The organism is Kitasatospora sp. NPDC096128, assembly GCF_040303105.1.
Lineage (GTDB): Bacteria > Actinomycetota > Actinomycetes > Streptomycetales > Streptomycetaceae > Kitasatospora.
On record NZ_JBEOSP010000055.1, the window covers coordinates 16,321 to 36,397 of the forward strand.

General features: G+C 73.3%; 17 protein-coding genes. 4 read left to right on the forward strand and 13 right to left on the reverse strand.

The window, feature by feature from the left end; genetic code table 11:
* Positions 1–67 precede the first annotated feature (67 nt).
* The 4 genes from pflB to ABTY61_RS36850 all read right to left on the reverse strand — a co-directional run bounded on the left by pflB (position 68) and on the right by ABTY61_RS36850 (position 7,116).
* Positions 68–2,332 (reverse strand): formate C-acetyltransferase, encoded by a 2,265-nt coding sequence (gene pflB / locus ABTY61_RS36835; RefSeq protein ID WP_350509547.1) that lies wholly within the window; start codon positions 2,330–2,332, stop codon positions 68–70.
* Between the two features lie 15 nt (positions 2,333–2,347).
* Positions 2,348–5,011: a bifunctional acetaldehyde-CoA/alcohol dehydrogenase gene (gene adhE / locus ABTY61_RS36840; protein WP_350509548.1), complete on the reverse strand. Its 2,664-nt coding sequence runs from the start codon at positions 5,009–5,011 to the stop codon at positions 2,348–2,350.
* A gap of 322 nt (positions 5,012–5,333) precedes the next feature.
* Positions 5,334–6,005 (reverse strand): CBS domain-containing protein, encoded by a 672-nt coding sequence (locus tag ABTY61_RS36845; protein ID WP_350509549.1) that lies wholly within the window; start codon positions 6,003–6,005, stop codon positions 5,334–5,336.
* A 250-nt stretch (positions 6,006–6,255) separates the two neighbouring features.
* On the reverse strand, positions 6,256–7,116 hold the full coding sequence (locus ABTY61_RS36850) for a universal stress protein (RefSeq protein ID WP_350509550.1): 861 nt from the start codon (positions 7,114–7,116) through the stop codon (positions 6,256–6,258).
* A gap of 418 nt (positions 7,117–7,534) precedes the next feature.
* Here ABTY61_RS36850 and ABTY61_RS36855 point away from each other — a divergent pair, with 418 nt between their 5' ends.
* Positions 7,535–8,233, forward strand: a complete 699-nt coding sequence (locus ABTY61_RS36855) for a response regulator (RefSeq protein ID WP_350509551.1) — start codon at positions 7,535–7,537, stop codon at positions 8,231–8,233.
* 15 nt (positions 8,234–8,248) lie between these two features.
* Here ABTY61_RS36855 and ABTY61_RS36860 read toward each other — a convergent pair whose 3' ends face one another.
* The 6 genes from ABTY61_RS36860 to ABTY61_RS36885 all read right to left on the reverse strand — a co-directional run bounded on the left by ABTY61_RS36860 (position 8,249) and on the right by ABTY61_RS36885 (position 14,896).
* Positions 8,249–9,961 (reverse strand): sensor histidine kinase, encoded by a 1,713-nt coding sequence (locus ABTY61_RS36860; protein ID WP_350509552.1) that lies wholly within the window; start codon positions 9,959–9,961, stop codon positions 8,249–8,251.
* Positions 9,962–10,172: 211 nt separating this feature from the next.
* Positions 10,173–10,655 (reverse strand): hydrogenase maturation protease, encoded by a 483-nt coding sequence (locus tag ABTY61_RS36865; protein WP_350509553.1) that lies wholly within the window; start codon positions 10,653–10,655, stop codon positions 10,173–10,175.
* 5 nt (positions 10,656–10,660) lie between these two features.
* Entirely contained in the window at positions 10,661–11,956 is a 1,296-nt protein-coding gene (locus ABTY61_RS36870) for a Ni/Fe hydrogenase subunit alpha (protein ID WP_350509554.1), read from the reverse strand.
* Positions 11,953–12,735 carry an NADH-quinone oxidoreductase subunit B family protein gene (locus ABTY61_RS36875; protein WP_350509572.1) on the reverse strand — a complete coding sequence of 261 codons (783 nt, stop codon included), beginning with the start codon at positions 12,733–12,735 and terminating at the stop codon, positions 11,953–11,955. Before ABTY61_RS36875 ends, ABTY61_RS36870 begins: the two co-directional genes overlap by 4 nt.
* A gap of 5 nt (positions 12,736–12,740) precedes the next feature.
* Positions 12,741–13,553 (reverse strand): FAD/NAD(P)-binding protein, encoded by an 813-nt coding sequence (locus ABTY61_RS36880; RefSeq protein ID WP_350509573.1) that lies wholly within the window; start codon positions 13,551–13,553, stop codon positions 12,741–12,743.
* A 38-nt stretch (positions 13,554–13,591) separates the two neighbouring features.
* A complete protein-coding gene (locus tag ABTY61_RS36885) occupies positions 13,592–14,896 on the reverse strand; it encodes a 4Fe-4S dicluster domain-containing protein (RefSeq protein WP_350509555.1) in 1,305 nt (434 codons plus the stop codon).
* 294 nt (positions 14,897–15,190) lie between these two features.
* Here ABTY61_RS36885 and ABTY61_RS36890 point away from each other — a divergent pair, with 294 nt between their 5' ends.
* The 3 genes from ABTY61_RS36890 (at position 15,191) to ABTY61_RS36900 (ending at position 17,377) form a co-directional block, all read left to right on the forward strand.
* On the forward strand, positions 15,191–16,051 hold the full coding sequence (locus ABTY61_RS36890) for a universal stress protein (RefSeq protein ID WP_350509556.1): 861 nt from the start codon (positions 15,191–15,193) through the stop codon (positions 16,049–16,051).
* 14 nt (positions 16,052–16,065) lie between these two features.
* Positions 16,066–16,776 (forward strand): helix-turn-helix domain-containing protein, encoded by a 711-nt coding sequence (locus ABTY61_RS36895; protein ID WP_350509557.1) that lies wholly within the window; start codon positions 16,066–16,068, stop codon positions 16,774–16,776.
* Between the two features lie 163 nt (positions 16,777–16,939).
* A complete protein-coding gene (locus tag ABTY61_RS36900; protein WP_350509558.1) occupies positions 16,940–17,377 on the forward strand; it encodes a universal stress protein in 438 nt (145 codons plus the stop codon).
* A gap of 108 nt (positions 17,378–17,485) precedes the next feature.
* Here ABTY61_RS36900 and ABTY61_RS36905 read toward each other — a convergent pair whose 3' ends face one another.
* The 3 genes from ABTY61_RS36905 to ABTY61_RS36915 all read right to left on the reverse strand — a co-directional run bounded on the left by ABTY61_RS36905 (position 17,486) and on the right by ABTY61_RS36915 (position 19,961).
* The gene (locus tag ABTY61_RS36905) at positions 17,486–18,496 is read right to left on the reverse strand and encodes an aldo/keto reductase (RefSeq protein WP_350509559.1); all 1,011 of its coding nucleotides are present in this window, start codon (positions 18,494–18,496) and stop codon (positions 17,486–17,488) included.
* Positions 18,497–18,636: 140 nt separating this feature from the next.
* Positions 18,637–19,380, reverse strand: coding sequence for an anti-sigma factor (locus ABTY61_RS36910; protein ID WP_350509560.1), 744 nt, complete (start codon positions 19,378–19,380; stop codon positions 18,637–18,639).
* Complete coding sequence (locus ABTY61_RS36915; RefSeq protein WP_350509561.1) at positions 19,377–19,961, reverse strand: sigma-70 family RNA polymerase sigma factor; 585 nt, start codon at positions 19,959–19,961, stop codon at positions 19,377–19,379. The genes ABTY61_RS36910 and ABTY61_RS36915 overlap by 4 nt, the downstream gene beginning before the upstream one ends.
* Between the last annotated feature and the right edge of the window lie 116 nt (positions 19,962–20,077).

The window sequence follows — 20,077 nt, forward strand, 5'->3', positions numbered from 1 at the left end:
TCCGGAAGGACGGCGGGTGCCGGCGCCCTGGTCGGGGCGGCGCCGGCCCCCGCGTGGACGGTCGCGGCTACAGCGAGCCGTGGAAGGTGCGGTTGACCACGTCCAGTTGCTGTTCCCGGGTGAGCCGGACGAAGTTGACCGCGTAGCCGCTGACCCGGATGGTGAGTTGGGGGTGGTTCTCGGGGTGCTCCATGGCGTCCAGGAGGGTGCCGCGGTCGAGGACGTTGACGTTCATGTGGAAGCCCCGGCAGGTGACGTAGCCGTCGAGCACGCCCACGAGGTTGTGCACCCGTTCCTCGGGACTGCGTCCGAGGGCGTCCGGGGTGACGGTGTTGGTGAGCGAGATGCCGTCCTCGGCCTGGCCGTAGGGCAGCTTGGCGACGGACAGCGCGCTCGCCACGTAGCCGTGGTGGTCCCGTCCGTTCATCGGGTTGGCCCCGGGGGAGAACGGCTCGCCCGCCCGTCGGCCGTCCGGGGTGTTGCCGGTCTTCCGGCCGTAGACGACGTTGGAGGTGATGGTCAGGACGGACTGGGTGTGCTCGGCGCCCCGGTAGGCGGGGTGCTCTCGCACCTTCGCCATGAACGTCTCGACCAGCCGGACGGCGATCTCGTCGGCCCGGTCGTCGTTGTTGCCGTACGCCGGGTAGTCGCCGTCCACCAGGTAGTCGGTGACCAGACCGGTCTCGTCCCGTACGGGCCTGACCTCGGCGTACCTGATCGCGGACAGCGAGTCCGCGGCGACCGCGAGGCCGGCGATGCCGCAGGCCATGGTGCGCCGGACGTCCCGGTCGTGCAGGGCCATCTCGAGGCGCTCGTAGGCGTACTTGTCGTGCATGTAGTGGATGACGTTCAGCGCGTGGACGTACGTCCCGGCCAACCAGTCCATCTGCCGGTCGAGCCGGGCCAGCACCTCGTCGTAGTCGAGGACGTCGGAGGTGACCGCGCCGGTGTCGGGGCCGACCTGGACGCCCGACACCTCGTCCCGGCCGCCGTTGACCGCATAGAGCAGGGTCTTGGCGAGATTGACCCGGGCGCCGAAGAACTGCATCTGCTTGCCGACCTCCATCGCGGAGACGCAGCAGGCGATCGCGGTGTCGTCGCCGAAGCGGGGGCGCATCAGTTCATCGGACTCGTACTGGATGCTGGAGGTGTCGATCGACACCCGGGCGCAGAACTCCTTGAACCCCTGCGGGAGCCGGGGCGACCAGAGGACGGTCATGTTCGGTTCGGGGGCCGGGCCGAGGTTGTAGAGGGTCTGCAGGTAGCGGAAGGAGGTGCGGGTGACCAGCGGACGGCCGTCCGCGCCGATCCCGCCGATGGACTCGGTGACCCAGGTCGGGTCGCCGGAGAACAGCTCGTCGTACTCGGGAGTGCGCAGGAAGCGGACGATCCGCAGCTTGATGACGAAGTCGTCCACCAGTTCCTGGGCCTGATGTTCCGTCAGAACGCCGGCGTCCAGGTCACGCTGGAGGTAGACGTCGAGGAAGGTGGAGGTGCGGCCGAGCGACATGGCGGCGCCGTTCTGTTCCTTGACGGCCGCCAGGTAGGCGAAGTACAGCCACTGGATCGCCTCCCGGGCCGTGGCGGCCGGACCCGAGAGGTCGTAGCCGTAGCCGTCGGCCATCTGCTTGAGCTCTCCCAACGCCCTGATCTGTTCGGCGAGTTCCTCACGCAGCCGGATGGTCTCCTCCAGCCGGGCGGGCTCGGTGGGAGCCGGGTCGAGCTCGGCCTTCTCGGCGAGCTTGGCCTCGATCAGCCGGTCGACGCCGTACAGGGCCACCCGGCGGTAGTCCCCGATGATCCGGCCGCGCCCGTAGGCGTCCGGCAGTCCGGTGATGACGCCGGACCTGCGGGCGGCCCGGATCTCGGGGGTGTAGGCGTCGAAGACGCCGTCGTTGTGGGTCTTGCGGTACTCGGTGAAGACCTTCGCCAGCTCCGGGTCGACCGGGTAGCCGTAGGTGCTCAGCGCGCCGGCGACCATCCGCCAGCCGCCGTTGGGCATGATCGCGCGCTTCAGCGGGGCGTCGGTCTGCAGGCCGACGATCAACTCCCGCTCTCGGTCGATGTAGCCGGGCGCGTGCGCGGTGATGCTCGACGGGACGTCGTACGCGACGTCGAGGACGCCCTTGGCCCGCTCCTCGGGGAAGAGGGCGGTGATCCGCCGCCACACCGCGAGGGTGCGTTCGGTGGGGCCGGCCAGGAAGGCGGCGTCGCCCTCGTACGGGGTGTAGTTGTGCTGGACGAAGTCGCGGACGTCGATGGCGTCCCGCCAGAGTCCGCCCTTGAAGCCGTGCCAGGCACTCATGGTGTGCTCCTGCTGGGAGGTGGTCATCTCGGGGTGCTCCGCTCAGTCCTGGTCGCCGTAGTAGGCCTGGCGCATCAGCTGCTGCATGTCCGCCAGCATCGGCAGCCGCGGGTTGGCCGGGGCGCACTGGTCCTCGTAGGCGTTCATCGCCTGCTGCGGCAGGGCCGCCAGGAAGGCCGCCTCGTCGACGCCGGCCTCCTTGAAGGAGCGCGGGATGCCGGCCTCGTCGCGGAGGTCCTCCACGGCCGCGGCGAGGGACTCGACGCCCTGCTCGGGGGTGGCCGCGGGCAGGCCGAGCGTCCGGGCGATGGACTGGTAGCGCTCGGGGGCGGTGTAGCTCTGGTACTTGGGCCAGCCGGTGACCTTGGCCGGGGCGGAGCCGTTCCAGCGGATCACGTGCGGCAGCAGCAGGGCGTTGGTGCGGCCGTGGGCGACGTGGAAGGTCGCGCCGAGGGTGTGGGCCATGGCGTGCACGGCGCCGAGGAAGGCCGATCCGAAGGCCATGCCGGCGATCGTGCCGGCGTTGTGCATCTTCTCCCGCGCCGCCGGGTCGTCGGGGCCGGCCACCACCGCCCGCTCCAGGTTCTCGAAGATCAGCCGGATCCCCTGGAGGGCGAGGCCGTCGGTGAAGTCATTGGCGTAGACCGAGACATAGGCCTCGATGCAGTGGGTGAGGGCGTCGAAGCCGGTGTCCGCGGTGACGTGCGCCGGCAGGTCGGTGGTCAGCGCCGGGTCGACGATGGCCACGCTCGGGGTGAGCGCGTAGTCCGCGAGGGGGTACTTCTGGCCGGTGGCGGTGTCGGTGATGACGGCGAAGGGAGTGACCTCGCTGCCGGTCCCGGAGGTGGTCGGGACGCACACCAGTTTCGCCTTCTCCCCCAGGTCGGGGAAGGTGAAGGCGCGCTTGCGGATGTCGAAGAACTTCTCCTTCAGGTCCGCGAACTCCACCTCCGGGTGCTCGTACATCAGCCACATCACCTTCGCCGCGTCCATCGGCGACCCGCCACCGAGGGCGACGATGGTGTCGGGCCGGAAGCCGCGCATCAGCTCGGCGCCCTTGACCACGGTGTCGATGCTCGGGTTGGGTTCGACGAAGTCGACGACCCGGACCTCAACGGGCTCGCGGCGCCGGTCCAGGATGCCGCGCACCCGCTCCAGGTGGCCGATCTCGACCATCGTCCGGTCGGTCACTATGACGATCCGGTGGGCGTTCGGCATGCTCGCCAGGTACTTGACCGAGTTGCGCTCGAAGTAGATCTTCGGCGGGACCTTGAACCACTGCATGTTGGTGTTGCGACGCCCGATCCGCTTGATGTTGACGAGGTTCAGCGCCGAGACGTTCCCGGCCACCGAGTTGTGCCCGTAGCTGCCGCAGCCCAGGGTCAGCGAGGGCGTGAAGGCGTTGTAGACGTCACCGATACCGCCCTGCGAGCTGGGCGCGTTCCAGATGATCCGGCAGGCCTTGACCGCGTGCCCGAACTCCTCGACGAACGCCGCGTCCTCGGTGTGCACCGCCGCCGAGTGCCCGAGGCCGTCGAACTCGACCATCGCGCAAGCGAGTTCGACACCCTCCCGGCGGGAACGGGCGGTCAGCACGGCGAGCACCGGGCAGAGCTTCTCGCGGGTCAGCGGTTCCGACGGCCCGACCCGCTCGGCGTCCACCAGGATCACCGAGGTGTCGGCCGGCACCTCGAAGCCCGCCGCCCCGGCGACCTGCGCGGCCGACCGGCCCACCGCGTCGGCGTTCAGCCGCCCCCCGGCGCAGGAGGAGCCGTCGCCGGAGCCGAACAGGTACCGCTCCAGCAGCGCCTTCTCCTCCGGGCTCGCGTGGTGGGCCTTCAGCTTCCGGAACTCGTCGAGCGCCGCGCCGCGGATCTCCGCGTCCAGGATCACCGCCTGTTCGGAGGCGCAGATCATGCCGTTGTCGAAGGTCTTGGACAGCACGAGGTCGTTGACGGCGCGCTTCAGGTCGGCGCTCCGTTCCACGTACGCCGGGACGTTGCCCGCGCCGACGCCCAGGGCGGGCTTGCCACAGGAGTACGCGGCCCGCACCATGGCGTTGCCGCCGGTGGCCAGGATGGTGGCCACGCCCGGATGGTTCATCAGGGCGCGGGTGGCCGCCATCGACGGCTCCTCGATCCACTGCACGCAGTGCGCCGGCGCGCCCGCCGCCACTGCCGCGTCCCGCACGATCCGGGCCGCCTCGGCCGAGCAGCGCTGCGCCGAGGGGTGGAAGGCGAACACGATCGGGTTCCGGGTCTTGAGCGCCAGCAGGCACTTGAAGATCACGGTCGAGGTCGGGTTGGTCACCGGGGTGATTCCGGCGACCACGCCGACCGGCTCGGCGATCTCCACGATGCCGTCGATCTCGTCCCGGTACACCACCCCGACCGTCTTCGTCCGGGCCATCACATGGGTGACGTTCTCGCAGGCGAAGACGTTCTTCACCGCCTTGTCCTCGAACAGTCCTCGCCCGGTCTCCTCCACCGCCAGCGCCGCCAGCCCGGTGTGCCGGGCCAGTGCGGCCAGCGAGGCCTTCCTGACGATGTGATCGACCTGCTCCTGGGTGAAGTCCGCGTACGCGTCGAGCGCCGTCAGCGCGTCGGCGACCAGCGCGCCGACAGCGGCGTCGGGGCCCGGCGCCGTGGCCGGGTGGGGGGCCGGGACGGCGGGGACCTGCTCCTCCGTCTGCGGGTGACGAGGCATGGCGTTGGCCACCTTTCGGTTCGTCAGCAAGGGTCGCGCGCCGGGTGTTCCGTTCGCGCCGACGGTTCCAATCTGCCCCGGTGGCCCGGGCCGGGGACCGTGCCGATGGGGCACACCCGAAGGCCGAAGGTCCCTCTTCCGCGAACCGCAGGTCCCGTACGGCACCGCCGGTCACGGGCTCGCGACAACGCCGTTTCGGGGGGCAGCGGCAGGGGCGGTACGCCCCGGGCGCGCACGACACCGGTCGGCCGCAGTCGAGGTCCTCGACGGCGGCCGGGTGCCGGACTCCGGCGGGCGCGGGCCGGACGGGTGCGGTGGTGGTTCAGCCGGCCCGGTGCGGGGCGGCGGCATCCGTGCGGTGGCCGAGGCGGCTGGTGACGTCCACGACACCGTCCACGCTGCGGCACAGCCTCTCCACCACCGGCGCCTGGCCCGGGTGGTCGAGCGTGCCTGCGAGGACGACGCGGCCGCCGTGGACCTGGACGTCGAGGGTGTCCGGGTCGATGCCCAGGGCGCGGCGCAGGACTTCGGCGCGGATCTCCTCGCGGATGGCCCCGTCGTGCCGCAGGAACACCCGGAGCAGGTTGGCGCGGCTGACAATGCCCACCAGTCGGCCGGCCTCGTCGACGACGGGCAGGCGCTTGACGTGCTCGCTCTCCATCAGGCGGGCCGCCTCGACGACCGTCCACTCCGGACGCGCGCACACGGCCGGGGCGGTCATCAGGCCCACGGCGGTGGTCGCCCGGCTGCGGGCACGCTCGCCCGGCGTCAGATCCGGGGTGAGCAGCAGTCCTGCGGGGTCCTCCTGGGCCGCCTCGTTGAGCAGCAGGTCGGCCTCGGAGACCACACCGAGCGGCCGGTCCTCGTCGTCCAGGACCGGCACGGCCGTGATGTCGTGCTCGGCGAGCAGCCGGGCGATCTCCTTGAAGCCGGTGTCGGGCCGTACGTGCACGACGGCCGACGTCATCAGTTCTCCTACGATCCGGTGTCGCATGGCCGGTTCGCTCCTTCCTCTCCGATCGGCGGCGCGCCGGCGCGCCGGCCAGGGGGTGTACGGGTCAGTCGTTGCGGTGGCGCACCACGACAACGTGCTCTCGTCTGCCTCGACCTTCGGCGCTGCGCCCGGAGTCGCGAAGAACGGGTCCCGGAGGCCGGGACCTTCAGCCCGACCACGGCCGTCACCGCGAGGGCGGCGTGCGGCTCCAGGACGGCCGGCGGGGCTTTCCCGACGCTGCGGTCGACGCTCAGTCGTGCGGCACGACCGCCACCGGGCCGTGCGCGTGGTGCAGGACGGCATGGGTCACACCTCCCAGCCAGGGCGCGGCCGCGTGCAGCCCGGACGTCCGACGGCCCACCACCGTCAACGAAGCCCCCCGCGACGCCTCCACCAGTGCCCGCCCGGCCGGCCAGGCCGTCACCTCGGCCTCGACGCGGACCTCGGGGAACTTCTCGCGCCAGGGGGCGAGCGTGTCCTGGAGACGCGTCAGCTCCGCCGCCGCCAGGGAGTCCCTGATCTCACGCTGGTCCAGCGGCGCCTCCGTCACGTACGGCCCGACGGGCACGGTCCGGCTCTCCAGAACCCGCAGCGCCGCGCCGCGCGCGGCGGCCTGCCCGAAGGCGAAGGCGAGCAGCTCGCCGCACGGCCGGGCGCTGTCCAGGCCGACCACCACCTCGCCGGAGGCGGCCTCCCCGCCGTCCGCGCCGGCCCGGACCAGGACTACGGGGCAGTGGGCCCGCGCCGCCGTGCGCAGCGCGATCGAGCCGACCAACAGCCCGGTGAACCCGCCCGATCCGCGCGAGCCGACCACCAGCAGGCCGTCCCGCGCGCCGGCGGCGGCCAGCACGTACGCCGGGTTGCCGGACACGTGTCGGCAGGTGATTTCCAGGTCCGGCAGCGTCCGTGCGATGCGGTCCCGCACCGCGAGCACCGCCCGCGGAAGGAGTTCGGCTTCGTCGTGGGGCTCCCCGGGCGCGAAGGCCTCAGCCGCCCCGGCATGGATCAGCCGCAGCGGCCGCCCACTGCGGCGGGCCTCCTGCGCGGCCCACGCGGCCGCGGCCCCGCTCGGTTCCGATCCGTCGACTCCGACCACTACGGCATGCGACATGATGGCGTTCCTCCTGTGTTCGACGGCCGCGTGCGGTTGCCCGCGGCCCGGGGTGTACGGAAAAGACTCGCGGTCGCGCCGGGGCCGCCACAGAGGCCGAGCAGCCCTCCGATGCGGCCCGAAGGTCCCGCTCACATGTCCACGGCCGCGGCGACCGGTCGGATCGTGAACCTCGTCGGTGCGTGTCCGTCTCCCGCTGCGGGTGACACATCGCCAGGACATCGCGGACGTCGGCGAACAGCGCCGTCGGCGGACAAGGCCGGTCGGAAGACACGGCCGTTGGCGGACACGGCCGTTGGCGGACAGGGCCGTTGGCGGACAGGGCCGTTGGGCCCTACCGGCCCGCCCGCGTACCCGGCAGAATGCTCCGAGGTCTCGCCCGTCGGTCGGGCGGCAGGCGCACGGTTACGGAGTAGCGATGGCCGACAGCACGGTGGAACGGGCGGGCGACCCCGTCAAGGTGTTCTTGCTCGACGACCACGAAGTGGTCCGCCGGGGCGTGCGCGACCTGCTGGACTCCGAACCGGGCCTGCGGGTGATCGGTGAGGCCGCCACCGTCGAGCAGGCGCTCACCCGGGTCCCGGCACTGCGGCCGGACGTCGCCGTCCTCGACATGCGACTGCCCGACGGCGACGGCGTGACGGCCTGCCGCGAGCTGCGCTCACGCATGCCCGGCCTGGCCTGCTTGATGCTCACCTCCTTCGACGACGAGGAGGCCCTGCTCGACTCCATCATGGCCGGTGCCGCGGGCTACGTCCTCAAGCAGATCAGCGGAACGGATCTGGTCTCCGCCGTCCGGACGGTCGCGTCCGGACAGTCCATGCTCGATCCCGGCGCCACCACCCGGCTGATGGCCCGCCTGCGCGGGGACACCGGTCCTCGGACCCGCGACTTCCCCGAGCTCACCGAACGGGAGCGCGAGGTTCTGGCCCTGATCGGCGAAGGACTGACCAACCGTCAGATCGGGCAGCGACTGTTCCTGGCCGAGAAGACCGTCAAGAACCACATCTCGCGCCTTCTCGCCAAGCTCGGCGTCGAACGCCGGGTCCAGGCCGCCGTCATCGCCGGCCGGACCCTCGCGGCCCACGACCACGGCCGGGGGCGCTCCGCCGGCTGAACCGCCGGCCGGCCGTCAGCCTCCCAACGGCGCCGACCAGACCAGCCGCGTGCCGCCGCCCGGCGGGCTCGCCAGTTCGAACGATCCCCCCAGGGTGTCGGCCCGTGCGGCGAGGTTCGTCAGGCCGCTGCGACGGCCCTGCTCCGGGACGCCGACACCGTCGTCCTGCACCGTCAGCACCACCTGCTTCCCGGTCGCCTGCAGCACGATCTCGACCCGCCCGGCCCGCGCGTGCCGGGCCGCGTTGCTGAGGGCCTCGCCCAGCACCGCCACGACGTGGTCCGCGGTTTCCGCGGGAACGTCGGTGTCGAGCAGCCCCTCCATGCTCAGCCGGGGCGCGAAGCCGAGCACCGCCTGGGCCTCCTCCGCGGCCCGCACGGCGCGGGCCCGCAGTCCCTGGCCGGCGCCGCCTTCCCGGGCCCGCAGCCCGAAGATCGTCGACCGGATGATCTTGATCGTCTCGTCCAGATCACCCACCGCCCGCGACACCCGGTCCGAGGCGCCGGCGTGGTCGATGAGGCGCGCGGCGCTCTGCAGGGTCATGCCCGTGGCGAACAGCCGCTGGATCGCCAGGTCATGCAGATCACGCGCGATGCGGTCGCGGTCCTCCAGCATCGCCAGCTGCTCGGCGTCCCGCCGCCGCTCAGCCAGCTCCAGTGCCAGCGCGGCCTGGTGGGAGAAGCCGACGAGCGGGCCGATCTCCCGCTCGGTGAAGGCCGGTTCGCCCGTCCGCCGAGCCAGCAGCAGCGCTCCCTCACTCCGCCCCTCCGCACGGCCCAACGGCACGGCCACCGCGGGCCCCAGGCCCGCGAACCGCCGCGGACCATCGGTGAGTCGGGGGTCCTCCGCCAGGTCCACGGTGGTGACCGGCGAACCGGCGCTGAAGGCTTCCCCCGACAGCGTTCCGGTCAGCGACAGCCGAATCCCCAGCCGTGCGGCGGGGTCGCCGCCCAGGGCGAGTTCGACCCTCAGCCCCTCGCCGTCGTCCCCCCGCACCGAGAGGTCGACCAGCTCGGATCGGGTGATCTCCATGGACCGCCGCGCGATCAGCTCCATCACGTCGCCACGCGCGGCACCCGACAGCAGCGCCCGGGTGACCTCCCCGCTCGCGCTCAGCCAGCGCTGCCGGCTCCGGGCCTCCTCGTACAGGCGGGCGTTGTCCACCGCCACTCCGGCCGCGACGGCGAGGGTCGAGATCACCGCCTCGTCGTCCGCGTCGAACTCCTCGCCGCCGCGTTTGTCGGTCAGGTAGAGGTTGCCGAACACCTCGTCGCGCACCCGCACCGGGACGCCGAGGAAAGTGGTCATCACCGGGTGGTGCGCCGGGCACCCGTACGACGCGGGGTGCCGGGAGAGGTCCGCCAGCCGGAGTGCCTCCGGGGTGCGGATCAGCTCCCCCAGGATGCCCCGGCCGGTCGGGTACGGGCCGATGGGCTCGATCTCCTCCTCCGACAGGCCCACGGTCAGGAACTGCGAGAGCGTCTCCCCGTCAGGACCGATCACGCCCAAGGCGGCGTACCGCGCGTCCACGAGCACGGCTGCGGCCTCCACGATGCGCCGCAGCACCTGGGTCAGGTCGAGTTCGCGCCCGACCGACAGCACGGCTTCCAGGAGGCTGTGCACCCGGTCCCGAGTACCGCGGGCGTCGTCGATCCGGGCCTGCAGTTCTTCCAGCAGCTCGTCCAGCCGCAGCTGGGGCGGCCGGGAGCGCACCTCGTCCCCGCCCAAGGGATCCCTCCTCGTCCAGGTGACCGACCCGTCGATTCTGGCAGACGGCCCGGCACGCGGACAGTGCCGATCCACCTGGTCGCCTCCGTCGGGATCCGGCGCGTGCGGGTGCGCGGCCGGGCGTCCTCAGGGCGCGAGATCCCGGCGCAGCAGCGGGCGGGACGGCGACGACAGGGCCCAACGGACCCCTTCCACCTGGCCGGCCGCGCCGTCATCGCCGGGCGTGCACCGCCCGGCGGACCTCGGCGACGACGCGCGGCACCGCGTCGGCGACGGCCGGGCTCAGGCCCTCGCCGATCGAGAAGTCCGTGCCCTCGACCGCGATGATCAGCAGTTCGCGCGGCAGCTTGGCGAGTGCGGCGGCCAGGGCGACGGCGTGGCCTAGGCCCAGGCCGTGGGTGCCGGCCGCCGCCTCCTCCCCGGCCAGTGGATCGGCGAGGAGGTGGTCGGCGTCGACGTCGACCTGGTGGATCCGGCCCGGCTCCCCCGGATGGCTGTGCACCGCGTCGACCACGACCGCGAGGTCCGCGTCGTCCCACAGCTCCATCAGCCGGGTGGGCTCGCCGTCGCACAGGGTGAGCCGGGCGACGGCCAGGCCGCCGGCGGCGAGTTCCGCCAGGACGGCCACGGCCACGCCGTCGTCGTGGCGGTACTCGTTGCCGACGCCGATGACGACGACGCGTTCACCGCCCATGCCCGTCACCTCCGGTCCACGGTGAGGGTGAGGAAGTGCGCCGCGCAGGAGATGCAGGGGTCGTAGTTGCGGATCGCCTGCTCGCACCGGCGGGTCAGTTCCGCGTCGTCCAGGTGCAGCCGGGGCTGGACGAAGGCCCGCAGGTCGGCCTCGATCGCGCTCTGGTTCTGCGCGGTCGGCGGGACGATGACGGCCCGCTGGACGATCCCGGCTTCGTCCAGGTCGTAGCGGTGGTACAGCAGCCCGCGCGGGGCCTCGGTGGCGCCGAACCCGCTCCCCGCCCGGGGCCGGACCGGGACGGCGGGGGCGGGCGGGGGCTCGTACCCCTCGATGATCCGCTGTGCTTCGGTGACGGCCCACAGGACCTCCGCGGCCCGGACCACGATGCTGCGGAAGGGGTTGTCGCAGCGCGGGCCGAGTCCGGCTTCGGCGGCCAGGGCGCGGACCTCGGCGGGCAGGCCTTCGCTGCCGAGGTTCCAGCGGGCGAGCGGCCCGGTCAGGTGGGGCCGGCCGTCGAGGGTGGCGTGCAGGGCGGTGGAGTGCGGCACCTGGTGTTCCCGGACGCGCTGCTCGAAGTCCCGTACCGGGAACGATCCGGCCGGCGCACCGGTCGGGGTGCCGGAGTCGATGGCGTAGCCGTCCGGCTCGGTGAGGGCGAGGAGTTCGTGCCGGACGGTCAGCGGCGGGAAGTCGAACCCGGCCACCCAGCCGAGAGTGTCCTCGGCGTCGGTCCGGGCCTGTCTCAACACCGTGGCCAGGTGGTCGAGTTCGGCGTGTGCAGGGAGCCGGTGGAAGCCGCCGAGCCGGACGTTGACCGGGTGGATCGCCCGTCCGCCGAGCGTCTCGACGATCTCGTTCCCGGCCTTCTTGAGCCGCAGCCCGCGCTGCAGCAGGGCGGGGTCGGTGCGGGCCAGCGCGAGGGCGTCGGGCAGGCGCAGGAAGTCGGGGGCGTGCAGCAGGTAGATGTGCAGGGTGTGGCTCTCGATCCACTCGCCGCAGTACAGGAGCCGGCGCAGCAGCGCGAGTTGGCCGTCCACCACGACCCCGCAGGCGTCCTCGACCGCGCGGCAGGCGCTCATCTGGTATGCGACCGGGCAGATCCCGCAGATGCGCGAGGTCAGGTCGGGCGGCTCGGTGTACCGGCGGCCGCGCAGCAGCGCCTCGAAGTAGCGCGGAGGCTCGTAGATCTGCAGCCGGACGTCCTCGACCTCGCCGTCGCGGACGGCGAGGTGCAGCGCGCCCTCGCCCTCGACGCGGGCCAGCGCGCCGACGCTGAGCAGCCGCTCGGTGCGGTGGGTCATTCGGCCTCCTCGGTCGCCTGGCGGGCCGCTTCGGAGAACTCGGGGGCCTCGGCGTTGAAGGTGCGGTAGAGGCGGGCAGCGTCCGCCTCGGTCACGCCGTCGCGGTGCAGCAGTGGCAGCAGCGCCCGGGTGTTGGGCGTCTGCATCGGCCCGAAGCAGCCGTAGCAGCCGCGCCCGTACGCGGGGCAGATGGCGCCGCAGCCGGCCTGGGTGACGGGGCCGAGGCAGGGGGTGCCGTGGGCGACGGTGACGCAGGTGGTGCCGCGCAGCTTGCACTCGAAGCAGACGCTGTGGGTGGGGATGTCGGGCTTGCGGTCGGCCAGGTAGGCGGTGATGACCTCCAGCAGCTGCCGCTTGTCGATCGGGCAGCCGCGCAGTTCCAGGTCGACCGGTACGTGGGCGGCGATCGGGGTGGAGCGGTCGAGGCTGTCGATGTACTCGGGCCGGGCATAGACGACGGCCCGGTACTCGGGCAGGCCCACCAGGTTGCGCAGGGCCTGGACGCCGCCGGCGGTGGCGCAGGCGCCGATGGTCACCAGGTGCCGGGACTGCTCCCGGACCCGCCGGATGCGCTCCAGGTCGGCGGCGGTGGCGATGGAGCCCTCGACCAGGGAGAGGTCGTAGGGCGGCGGCAGTTGACGGCTGGAGGCTTCCAGGAAGTAGCCGATCTCCACCTGCCCGGCGAGCGCGAGGAGTTCGTCCTCGCAGTCGAGGAGGGTGAGCTGGCAGCCGTCGCAGGAGGAGAACTTCCAGACCGCCAGGCGCGGGGTGCGGGTCATCGTGCTCACCGCTCCGGGGTGGCCAGCAGGCCCTCGGCGTGGTCCCAGCCGAAGACCGGACCGTCCCGGCAGACGAGGACGGGCCCCAGCTGGCAGTGCCCGCACCAGGCGGTCGCGCAGCGCATGTTGCGTTCCAGCGAGACCCGGATCCGCTCGGCGGGAACGCCCCGGCGCAGCAGCTCCCGAGCGGTGGCGCGCATCATCACTTCTGGACCGCACAGATAGGCGGCGCAGCGTTCGGGGCGGAAGTCGGCGTCGTCCAGCAGGCCGGTGACCAGCCCGGTGGCGCCGGGCCAACCGGGCTCGGGGCGGTCCACCGTGGTCCGGAAGTCCGCCCGGGAGCGCCAGCGCGGCACGTCGTCGAGGAACAGTTGCTCGCCCGGGTCGCGGTACCCGGTGAGCACCGAGACCGTCCCGTACGCCTCGGCCCGGGCGAGGACCTCCTCGATCAGGGGACGCAGCGGGGCGAGCCCGATGCCGCCGGCGACGACCAGCACGTCGCTGCCGGTGGGCGGGGTCTGCCAGGCCGTCCCGTACGGTCCGCGGGTACCGATCCAGTGGCCGCGCTCGGCCCGGCACAGCGCCTCGCTGACCTTGCCGACCGCCCGGACGGTGTGCCGGAGCAGGGCGCCGTCGATGCCGCTGACGGAGACCGGGATCTCCCCGGTGCCGAAGTCGTACAGCATCGCGTACTGCCCGGGCCGGAACCGGCGCAGCCGGGCGGCGACCGGGACGAGGTCGAGGGTGACGGTGTCGGCGCTCTCCCGGCGGCGGGCGAGCACCCGGTACGGGATCGGGGTTATCGGGTGCGGGGTCATCGGGGCGGGGGTGGTCGGGTCCGGGGTCGTCGGGTGCGTCACGGGGCTCCCTCCGACGTGGTCGCGTCCTCGGCGCGCAGGGCGGCGACCTCTTCGGTGATGTCGATGCCGACCGGGCACCAGGCGATGCAGCGGCCGCAGCCGACGCACCCCGAGGAGCCGAACTGGTCGTGCCAGGTGCCGAGCTTGTGGGTGAGCCACTGGCGGTAGCGGCTGCGGGCGGAGGTGCGGACCGGGCCGGTGCCGTGCAGGTGGGAGAAGTCGAGGTCGAAGCAGGAGTCCCAGCGGCGCCACCGCTCGGCGTGGTCGCCGGTGAGGTCGGTGACCTCCTCGGTGGTGGTGCAGAAGCAGGTGGGACAGACCATGGTGCAGTTGCCGCAGGTCAGGCAGCGGTCGGCGACCTGGTCCCAGCGCTCGGCGGTCATCGTGCCGGCCATCAGCGCGCGCAGGTCGGTGGGGTCCATGGTCCGGCCCATCCGCCCGGCGGCCTCGCTGACGGCGCGGCGGGCCTGCTCGCCGTCGGTGGGGCGGGTGGGGAGTGCGGGGGGGGGGGGGGCGCCGGGGGGGGGGGGCGCGGGCCCCCCGGGGGGGGGGCGGGCGGGGGGCGGCGCCGCGGGGGGGGCCCCCCCCCCCCGGGGGGGGCCCGGGGGGGGGGGGGGGGGGCCGGGGGGGGGGGGGGGGGGGGGGGGGGGGGGGGCGCCCCCCCCCCCCCCCCCCTCGGGGCTGCCCGCGCGCACCAGGTAGTGCAGGCCGTCGGGTTCCGCCGTCTCGGTGAGCGCCAGGTCGTACGACGATCCCTGCGGCAGGCCCGGGCCGGTGCCCATCGAGGTGCAGAAGCAGACCGCGCTCGGCTCGGTGCACTCGGCCACGACGATGAACGCCCGGGTCCGGCGCGGCCCGTACACCGGGTCGGCGTACGGGCCACCGGTCAGCACCCGGTCCTGCACGGCGATCGCCCGCAGGTCGCAGGGGCGCACGCCGAGGAAGGCGTAGCGGGGCGGCGGTTCGTCGTCGTCCCGGACGGTGAAGGTGCCGCCCTCGGCGCGGTCGGCCTGCCAGAGCCGGGCCCGGGGCGGGTGCAGAAAGGTCTTCCAGGACTGCGGCCCGGCCGAATGGGCGAAGGCCGCCCGGTCCGAACGCGGGCGCAGCCGGTACGTCCCGGCCTCGGCCTCGACGCCCCAGCCGTACGGCAGCTCGTCCGCCGAGGCCAGCTCGGCGAGCACGATCGCACCGTCCCGCACGGTGGGTCCGATCACGGTGTACCCGCGCCGCCGCAGGGCCTCGACGAGCGCGGCGAGGCCCTGTTCGTCCAGTTCGGCGAGCGGTGCGGTGGTGGTTTCCATCGGGTTGTCCTCGGGCTGGTCCCCGGTACCTCCCGGGGGTGGGTGGCACGCGTAGTTCCACTGTCCACCGCGGCCCGGGATTCCGCAGGGGCCGACCGGCCCCGGGCCGCGGGCCGGCCGGGCTGGATCGCTGACCGGGGTGAGCTCGGCTCGGGGCCGGTCAGGGCCCACCGGCCTGCGGCACGGGACCGACCGGCCCTGCCCGCGCGGTCGGCGGCGGCCGACGATGAGGGTGGTCAAGGCTCCGCACAGAGCCGGTGACGGCGCCGGCCGGGGCCGACGAAGGAGTCTGCGATGAACCGCTTCGAGAACCGCCGCCCCGTGATCGTGGGCGTCGACCGCTCCGAGGCGAGCCGCTGGGCCGTGCGCTGGGCGGCGGACGAGGCTGCCGGCCGCGGCCTGCCGCTGCAGCTGCTGCACGCCCAGGAATGGCCGACCGGTCAGCCGGAGGAGGAGGGCCGCCACCGGGTGATCGGCCTGCGGGCCGCCGGTGACGCGCTGCTGGACACCGCCCGGCTGCTGGCCGCCGAGCGACACCCCGGGCTGGAGATCACCACGAAGCTGGCCGAGGGCCGCCCGGTGCGGGTGCTGCGCGAGGCCGCCGACGAGGCCGCCCAGCTCGTCCTCGGCATCCGCCGGCTGACGGAGGCACGCTCCGCGCTGCCGATCGGTTCCAAGGGGGCGTCCCTGGTCGGTCACCTGAACTGCCCGATCGCCCTCGTTCCCGAGCCGCCCGAGGGCCTGTCCGGGCCCGGGCCGGTCGTGGTCGGGGTGGACGGCTCGGAGGCGTCCCGGACCGCAATCGGCTTCGCCTTCGAGGAGGCTTCGCTCGTCGGGGCCGACGTTCAGGCCGTGGAGGTCCGACGCCCCACCGAGGTCGACCGGCCCGAACTGATCGAGGAGTCCCTGGTGGACCTCTCCGAGGCCATGGCCGGATGGCAGGAGAAGTACCCGGACATCCGGGTCCGGCGCGAGGTACTCACCGGCTCCCCCGCTCCGATGCTGGCCGCCGTCGCGACCCGCGCCCACTGCCTGGTCATCGGCAGCAGGGGTCTCGGCGGCTTCCGCGGCCTGCTGTTCGGCTCCACCGGGCGAGCCCTGGTGCACCGCTGTACCGCCCCACTGGTGATCGTCCCGAACGGCGTCCAGGCCTGACCGAGGAGGTCGACATGCGGACCGCGAACGAAGGCCGGCCACACCCCCGCCCGGCCGACCCCGGCGACCTCGGCCGCCGTGTGGCCCACCGCCGTGCCCAGCTCGGGCTCACCCGCGAGCTGGTGGCGGAGCGCGGCGGGCTGGACCCGGGGTTCCTGCAGTACCTGGAGACGCACCCCGTCCCGGTCGGCGTCACCACCCTGACCCGGATCGCCGACGCGCTCGACACCACCGTCACCGACCTGCTCGGCGGCGGCCGCGACTCCCCGGCCGGGCGGGCCCGCGCCAACACGCGTGTCCGGCTGGAGGAGTTGGACCCGGCGGCCTGCTGGGCCAGGCTCAGCCCCGGCGGCGTCGGCCGGGTGATCCTGGCCGCGCCGCGCGGACTGGTGGCGCTGCCCGTCAACTACCGGGTGCTGGACGCGACCATCCTCTGCCGCACCGAGGCGGACGGCACCCTGGCCCGGGCGGCGGGCAGCGAAGTCGCCTTCGAGGTCGACCAGTTGGACGAGGTGTTCGCCACCGGCTGGAGCGTCCTGGTGAACGGCACCGCATCGACGGTCGCCGAGGAGGAGGCCGTGCACTGGTTCCAGCAGCACGCCGACCCCCGTCCCTGGGCGGGCGGCACCCGGGACACCTGGATGCGCATCAAGCCCACCGGGATCTCGGGCCGGATCATCCGCCCCGACGGGCCCCCGATCATCGAGCAGGAGCTCCCGCGATGACCGCGAAACCGCACGTCCTGCCTGACGGTCCCCGGCCCGGCCGGGCAGCTGGGCCGTCACCCGGGTGCCGGGCCGTACTGGCGGTGACGGCGGGTGGCATCCACCGTGGTGGGAGGGGCGACGACCGACAGGACAGTGCACCTACAGGACGGTGACGGTACAGATGGACGCGAACGACTCCGCTCCCCGCATCGTGGTCGGCGTCGACGGCTCTCCGTCGTCGTACGCCGCACTGCGCTGGGCGATCCGACACGCGACGCTCACCGGCGGGGTCGTGGACGCGGTGGGCGCCTGGGAACCGCCGAGCCACTACGGCTGGTCGGCCCCGGTGGTCGACACGTCCTTCGACGAGAATCTCGCCCAGCAGCGGTTCGCCGATGAACTCGACGAGGTGCTCGGACCGGACCGACCGGTGGAGGTGCGCGAACGCCTGGTGCTGGGCGACCCCTCGGACGTCCTCCTGAAAGCAGCCCGGGGCGCCGAGGTGCTGGTGGTGGGCAGTCACGGGCACAGCAGTTTCACCCGCGCGCTGCTCGGTTCGGTGAGCACGCGCTGCGCCCAGCACGCCACCTGCCCGGTGGTCATCGTCCGCCCGCAGTGACGCTCATCCCTCCACCTGGTCGAGGACGTCCTCGACCCGACGGCGCGGGCCGGCCGCACCGGGCGGGCCGGGGCCGAGGAATCGTCGAAGGCCCGGCGGTAGCCGGGACTACCGGGAGCCCGCCACAGGGCGCGACTTGTAGAAGGACTCCTCCAGGTAGGCGGCCTCGTGCGGCTGGTAGGGCTCCTCCAGGTAGGCGGCCTCGCCTTCGTCGAGTTCGACGTCCACCGCGGCGACCGCGTCGGCCAGCTGGGCCGGCTTGGTGACCCCGACGATGGGCGAGGTCACCACCGGGTTGCGCATGACCCAGGCCAGGGCGACCTGGGCCGGGGACAGACCCCGCCTGCCCGCGATCTCGTGGACGCGCTCGGCCACTGCCTGGTCCTCGTCGCGGTAGAGGATCTTGCCGCCCTCGTCGGTCCCGGCACGCGCCGTGGCGGTGTCCCGGGCCCGCGTCAGCCTGCCCCGCGCCAGCGGGCTCCACGGGACCACGCCGATGCCCTGGTCGGCGCAGAGCGGGAACATCTCCCGCTCTGCCTCCCGGTGGATGAGGTTGTAGTGGTCCTGCATCGACACGAACCGGGTCCAGCCGTTCAGGTCAGCCAGGAACAGGGCCTTGGCGAACTGCCAGGCGTACATGGAAGAGGCTCCGATGTAGCGGACCTTCCCGGACTTGACCGCGTCGTGCAGCGCCTCGAGGGTCTCCTCGATCGGGGTGTCGTAGTCCCAGCGGTGGATCTGGTACAGGTCGATGTAGTCGGTCCCCAACCGCTTCAGGGAGGCGTCGAGCTCGGCGAAGATCGCCTTGCGGGACAGCCCGGCGCCGTTCGGGCCGGGGCGCATCCGCATCCAGACCTTCGTGGCGAGAACTACCTCCTCGCGCCGGGTGAAGTCCTTGACCGCCTGTCCGACGATCTCCTCGCTGCTTCCGGCGCTGTACCCATTGGCCGTGTCAAGGAAGTTGACGCCGCTCTCAAGGGCCTGCTTGATGAGGTCCCGGCTGGCGTCCGCGCCCAGCGACCAGGGCTCGCCGCCCCGGTCCGGCTCGCCGAAGCTCATGCAGCCGAGAGCGATCGCGGAGACTTCCAGGCCGGTCGTTCCGAGTTTGATGTATCGCATGCTCCTGAACCTAGGAGTTGGAGTGCGCTCCAACGCAAGACGTTTCGGTCCGGAAATCCGGAGGCGTGGGGCATGTGTGCCCTGTCAGGTTTCGACCGCCACCGCCCCGCCTGCGGCATGCCGCAGGCGGTTCACTGAGGTCAGGTGAAGGACAGGAGCATCACCGGCGCCGTGGTGGGGTGCGTGGAACCGCCGGCCGGTTCGACCGTGACACCGACCCCGTTCGCTCCGTCCAGCGGTCCGGTCAGCAATAGAACGCCGTCACCTGTCGGCATCAGGCCAGCCGGGCGCATCGTCCCCGCGTCGTTGAACCACAGCTCGTAGGTGCTGCCGGCGGCGGGCTCGGGCATGCCGGCGGCCAGGAAGCCGGCCTGGCCGCGGCTGGGCGACCACACCACCGTGCCCACCCCGGCCCCGCCGGCGGCAGCCCCGGTGGCGGTGCGGGCGTCGGGGGCCGTGAGCAGGCCCGCGAAGTGGTCCTGCTGCTGCTGGAGCGCGGCAGCGCGGGCACGGGCCTGTCCGGCCTGCTGGTGTTGCTGCACCGCCACGCCGCCGGCGGCGGCGGCCAGCGCCAGGCAGGCCGCGAGAGCGAGCCTGGGCCAGCCCCAAGCGAGGCGGCCGCGCCGTCGCCCCCGGGCCGGGATGGTGTGCGGGGCCTCCTGCCGCAGCGTCGGCAGGGCGGCCATCACCCGGGCTTTCAGGGCCGGTGGGGGAAGGGCGGCCTCGGCGGAGCCGAGCCGGGCCAGGGTGGCGGCGAACTCGGCCACCTCCTGGGCGCAGGCCGGGCAGCCGGCCAGGTGGCGTTCGAACTCCGCGCTCTCGTCCGGGTCGAGGGCGTGCGCGGCGTAGGCGCCGGTCAGGGTGTGCAGGTCGGCGGCGCTCATGCTCCTACCCCCAGGCAGTCGCGCAGGCGGATCAGTCCGTCGCGCATGCGGGTCTTGATCGTGCCCAGCGGGGCGCCGAGGACCTCGGCGACCTGGGGGTAGGTGTAGCCGCGGTAGTAGGCCAGCGTCAACGCCTCGCGCTGGAGTTCGGTGAGCGACTTCATGCAGCGCCGCACCTGTTCGCGTTCGAGTCGGCCCTCGACCTGTTCGGCGACCTCGTCGAACACCGGGGTGTGGGAGGCGGCGGCGGCTCGCTGGTCGCGGTCGGCGGCGGCCTGCGCGGCCCGGACCCGGTCCACCGCGCGCCGGTGGGCGATCGTGAGCACCCAGGGCATCACCCCGCCGCGTTCGGCGCGATAGCGGGCGGCGGTGCGCCAGACCTCCAGCAGCACCTCCTGGGCGACCTCCTCCGACTGCGCGGGGTCGCGCAGCACCCGGCGTACCAGGCCCAGTACCGGGGCGGCGACCGTGTCGTACAGCCGGGAGAAGGCGTCCTGGTCGCCGCGGGCGACCTTGGCGAGGAGCTCCTTGAGATCCGGGCCCGGCAGTCCGGGGCCGGACAGGTGGACGACGGCGCTCATCCGGCGTCCCCCCGGGGGCAACGGGCGGGCGGCGGGCCCCACGAGCTGGCGGCGGGCATCAAGGGCCTCCCACGACGCGGCCGGAGACGGAGCACCGGCCAGGTGAACAGAACTGC